Genomic DNA, 5,120 nt, shown 5'->3' on the forward strand with positions numbered 1-5,120 from the left:
ACTGAAAAAGTGCCACGAGGCGGCTCGACACGCGGCGACACGCCGGGCGGATACCGTCTCGTGGCACTTTTTCAAATGAGGGAGGGTTATCTACGCGCGGCTATTCGCCGCCGAGTGCCTGATCCTCACGCTTTGCCACGAGCGTGAGCACGTCGTAGGTTGCCACCACTTCTTCGTTTTGGTTGATCAATCGCGCATCCCACGCCACTTCGCCGTAATCCTCAGTTTCTCGCGGCGTGATGCGCTTTGCGGTGAGTTCCACACGAACCGAGTCGTCGATGCCAACCGGGGTGATGAACCGCAGGTTCTCCATACCGTAGTTCGCGTAGACGGCGCTTTCACCCGGTGCGACAAAGAGTCCCGCAGCCCAGCTAATCAGCAGGTAGCCGTGGGCAACGATGCCGGGGAAGAACGGGTTCGCTTCGGCAGCCTCGGCGTTCACGTGTGCGTAGAAGATATCCCCCGTCGAATGGGCAAAGTCAGTGATTTCCTGCTTGGTCGCCTGACGGAGACCGGACACAAATGCGTCACCGATCTCGAGCGTTTCGAGTGATTTTCGGAACGGGTGAATCGCACCGTCCTGTCCCTCGGGCACTCCCCCAAATTCAGGCTCACCGACGCGGTTCTGTGCCGCACCCGGGTGCCAGACTCCGGTCGCTGCTGTGAGCAAGTCCGGCGTGCCCTGCAGAGCCGTGCGCTGCATATAGTGCTTGATAGCGCGCACACCACCGAGTTCTTCGCCACCACCCGCGCGACCGGGACCGCCGTGCACGAGGTGAGGCATCGGCGATCCGTGCCCGGTTGAGGTCCGTGCGTTATCGCGATTGAGCATGTGGATGCGACCGTGGTAGCCCGCGATGCCGCGAGCAAGTTCGCCCGCCACTTCCATGTCATAGGAGCACACAGTGGCGACGAGCGAACCGTTACCGAGTGCGGCGAGATCCACCGCCTCGGCGACGGTCTCGTACCCGAGTACCGAGGTGACCGGGCCAAAGGCTTCGGTGCTATGCAAAGCTTCGACGCGGTTATCATCCCATTTGAGCACGACGGGCTCGAGGAAGGCACCCTGCTGATTCAAATCCCATTCGTTATTCCCGTAGGCCACCTGACCACCGGCCGCGACGAGAGAGTCGACCGCTTCACGCACATCCCGAAGCTGATCAAAGGAAGCGAGCGAACCCAGGGTGTTGCCCTCCACACGAGGGTCACCAACAGTGACCTTTTCGTCGAGGCGCGCGGCCAGCGCATGCACCACCGGCTCAACGAGCGCATGTGGCACGATAACGCGCCGGATCGCGGTACATTTCTGCCCCGCCTTCACCTGCATCTCATTAACCACTGCGCGAATGAATGCCGGGAATTCCGGGGCCTCCGGAGTGACGTCAGTGCCGAGAATCGCGGCATTGAGCGAATCCGTTTCAGCAGTGAACCGCACACCACCCTCCTGCACGTTCCGGTGCTGCCGAAGGCGGTCCGCGGTAGCCTTCGACCCGGTGAACGCCACCATGTCCCGATAGTCGAGGTGGTCAAGCAGTTCGCGGGCTGATCCGGCGATGAATTGGAGTGATCCCTCCGGCAGGATCCCCGAGTCGATAATGAGTTTGACGCACGCTGCGGTGATATTGCTCGTGGGCGTGGCAGGCTTCACGATGCTGGGAATCCCGGCGATGAAGGCGGGGGCAAATTTCTCGAGCATGCCCCAGACCGGGAAGTTGAAGGCGTTGATTTCCACGGTCACTCCGGGGATGCGCGTGTAAATGTGTTCGCCAATGAACGAACCATCTTTGGACATCGGCTCCATTGGCCCGTCAATCACGACGTTCGAGTTAGGCAGTTCGCGACGACCCTTGGAGCTCATCGTGAACAGCACACCGATGCCACCGTCTACGTCAAAAAAGCAGTCACCCTTGGTGGCACCATTCGCCATCGACAGGTCATAGAGCTCTTGCTTGCGCTCATTGAGGAACAGGGCAAGCTCTTTGAGCTTGAGTGCCCGCTTGTGAATGGTCAATTCGCCGAGGCCGTCGCGACCTACCGTGCGCGCATACTTGATCGCCTCAGCAACGTTGAGCCCATCACTCGATACGCGAGCGATTTCCTCACCGGACGAGGTATCACGAATGGATGTTGCTTGAGCGTCTTCCTGGGGCGTCCACCAGTTTCCACTCACATAGCTCGGAACAAATCCTGCGGTCTGCGATTTCGAGATCGTATCGGTCATCCTTGTCCGTTTCTTCGGGCCGCGCATCGTTACGCGGGCTGCGGCTGCGGGATTCCCGACCGACCGGTCGGGAATACCCCTCCAGACTAGACGACTAATCCGTGTGCATTCCACTTGCGCGGATTAGCTCCAGTCGTAGAAACCCTTACCGCTTTTACGTCCGAGTTCACCTCGAGCAACCTTGTCACGCAGGATCTGTGGCGGCGCGAATCGCTCCCCCAGGTGTTCGGCGAGATACTCTGCGATACCGAGTCGCACATCCAACCCAACAATGTCGGTCGTCTTGAGTGGGCCCGAAGGATGCTTATAGCCAAGTTCCATGGCCGCGTCGATGTCTTTCGCACTCGCCACGCCTTCCTCGACCATTCGCATGGCTTCGAGGGCAATTGCCACGCCAAGGCGTGAGGATGCGAAGCCCGGCGAGTCCTTCACCACCACCGGAGTCTTCCCCAGCTGTTCAACCCATGCTGGCGCCGCGGCAGCGACGGGCCCCGCGGTTTCCGGGGCGACTACCACTTCGATGAGCGTGGATGCGGGGACGGGATTGAAGAAGTGCAGACCGAGGAACTGCGCCGATCGCTTGAGCTGTGCCGCAAGTGTCGCGAGCGAAATCGAGGAGGTATTGGAGGCGAGCACCGCCGTGTCAGCAATATGGCGCTCGGCGGTCGTGAGTGCGTCAACCTTCGCATTGAAGTCTTCAAATACCGCTTCGACGACGAGCTCAACTTCAGAGAACGCGTCATAGGTGATCTCGACGTCGAGCCGCTGGACAACCTCATCGAAATTTGCGTCTGTCGCGCCGCGCTCAATTGACTTTGCCACCGAGGATTCAATTCGTTCTCTCGCGTCCGAGGCCGCAACGGGGTCGCGTTCGATCACGGTGACGTTCGCACCCGCCATGAGGAATGCGTGCGCAATACCGCCGCCCATCCGGCCGCCACCGATGACGCCAACGCGCGAGGGAAAGTTGATTGTGTCGGTCACTGCTCGTGCCGCCCTTCTGTGTTCTGTGCTGACGTGTCCTGTGCTGACGAGTCCTGTGCCGATTCCCGCTTTGCCTTTCGCGCCGCCTTAGCATCGAGGAATCCCTGCATGCGTTCAAACTTGGCTTCCGATTCGAAGAGCATGCCCTGTGCGAGCGTGTCGATGAGTGGATGTACCTCACGCGGAGTGTGAAATACCGACTTGCTGATCCGCACCGCGAGCGGGTCCTGCTTCGCAATGCGATCCGCTAGCGCATTCGCACCCGGAAGGAGCTGATCAACCGCGTGAATCTCGGTAATCAGATTGCAGGCAAGTGCCTCTTCAGCATCAAGTTGGCGGCCAGCCAGCAGAATCTCCTTGGCCAGTGGCTCGCCCACCAGCTCGCGCAGTCGCCAGGTAGCTCCCGCCGCAGCCATAATGCCGAGCGCTGTTTCCGGATTGCCAAGCTTCACGTTGGGCGCCGCAATCCGGAAATCTGCTGCGTAAGCGAGCTCCGCGCCGCCACCGAGCGCAAAGCCTTCGAGCGCCGCAATCACGGGCATCGGAAGCTTCGCGATTCGATCGAAAATCGTGGAGTTAATGCCCGCCAGCGCGTCATCACGGCGCCGCTCTTTGAGTTGGGCAATATCGGCTCCGGAGGCAAAGAGACCGTTTGCCCCGGCAAGGATGAGGATGCGCGGCTCCCGCTCGAGTTCGGCGCAGATCACGTGGAGTTCATCGACCATTTGCTGGTCAATGGCATTGCGAGTCGGTTGGTGGTCGAGGATGACAGTGACGCGGTCCTCGGCGACCGTCACCTGGAGACGCTCAAAATGCTCGGGAAACGTATTCACTAGACACGCTCCAGCAGAACTGCCGAGCCTTGGCCAACACCGACACACATCGTAGCGAGACCGCGATCGACGCCCTCTTGCTCCATTCGGTTCAAGAGCGTGATCGTGATTCGTGCGCCGGAAGAGCCGAGCGGGTGACCGAGCGCGATCGCCCCACCATTGCGATTGATGATCGAGCTGTCGAGTCCAAGTTCGCGGATTGTCGCAAGGGACTGCGTCGCAAACGCCTCGTTCAGTTCCACCGCACCGAGGTCATCCGTGGACCACCCCGCACGCTCAAGTACCTTGCGGGTAGCAGGCACCGGACCAATTCCCATGATCTCCGGGTCAACTCCGGCCGAGGCCCCACGCACCACGCGTGCACGAGCCGTGAGGCCATACTTTTCGATGGCTGCGTCGGAGGCGATCACGAGTGCCGAGGCGCCGTCATTGAGCGAGGAAGAGTTGCCAGCGGTGACCACACCGTCTGCCTTGACGACACCGCGAAGCTTGGCCAGAACATCCATTGTCGTGCCTTCGCGAGGGCCCTCGTCCGTATCAACCACGGTGACAGCGCCCTTACGCCCGACAACCTCAACGGGCACGATTTCATTATCGAAGCGGCCTTCCACGATGGCGCGGAAGGCCTTCTCGTGCGACTCCACCGCAAATGCATCCGCATCCTCACGGCTAATGCCAAACTGTTCCGCAACCTCTTCTGCTGTTTCCGGCATCGAGTAGGTCATTTTTCCATCGCGCGCGAGCTCCCCGTTCTCAAATCGCGGATTGGGGAACCGCCAACCAATCGAGGTATCGAACGCCTCCCCCGGCTTTGCCCAGGCCTTACCTGGCTTTTCCATGACCCAGGGCGCTCGCGTCATCGACTCCACGCCGCCGACCATAACGATATCCGCGTCCCCGGAGCGAATCATTTGAGAGGCCGAAACGATGGCCGTCATCCCGGATGCGCACAGCCGGTTCACCGTGTATCCGGGCACCTCGCGGGGTAGATCAGCGAGCAACCACGCCATCCTCGCAACATTCCGATTTTCTTCGCCGGCACCGTTAGCGTTGCCGAATACGACCTCTTCCACCGTCCCGGG

Annotated in this window: 4 protein-coding genes; all 4 read right to left on the reverse strand. The window is 60.5% G+C overall.

Features of this window, described 5'->3' with window-relative positions; translation table 11 throughout:
• Positions 1-100 precede the first annotated feature (100 nt).
• Positions 101-2,221, reverse strand: coding sequence for a phenylacetic acid degradation bifunctional protein PaaZ (gene paaZ / locus ACTHXA_RS15320; RefSeq protein WP_441673748.1), 2,121 nt, complete (start codon positions 2,219-2,221; stop codon positions 101-103).
• Positions 2,222-2,344: 123 nt separating this feature from the next.
• Positions 2,345-3,205: a 3-hydroxyacyl-CoA dehydrogenase family protein gene (locus tag ACTHXA_RS15325; RefSeq protein ID WP_441673749.1), complete on the reverse strand. Its 861-nt coding sequence runs from the start codon at positions 3,203-3,205 to the stop codon at positions 2,345-2,347.
• A complete protein-coding gene (locus tag ACTHXA_RS15330) occupies positions 3,202-4,038 on the reverse strand; it encodes an enoyl-CoA hydratase/isomerase family protein (protein ID WP_441673750.1) in 837 nt (278 codons plus the stop codon). Before ACTHXA_RS15330 ends, ACTHXA_RS15325 begins: the two co-directional genes overlap by 4 nt.
• A partial coding sequence (locus tag ACTHXA_RS15335; RefSeq protein WP_441673751.1) for a thiolase family protein occupies positions 4,038-5,120 on the reverse strand: 1,083 nt, incomplete at its 5' end. The genes ACTHXA_RS15335 and ACTHXA_RS15330, both read right to left, overlap by 1 nt.

This window comes from Gulosibacter sp. (assembly GCF_052090685.1).
Lineage (GTDB): Bacteria > Actinomycetota > Actinomycetes > Actinomycetales > Microbacteriaceae > Gulosibacter.

Excerpts from the sequence above, each read along its gene's own strand:
- paaZ (WP_441673748.1), bottom strand. The coding sequence starts at position 2,221 with ATGACCGATACGATCTCGAAATCGCAGACCGCAGGATTTGTTCCGAGC.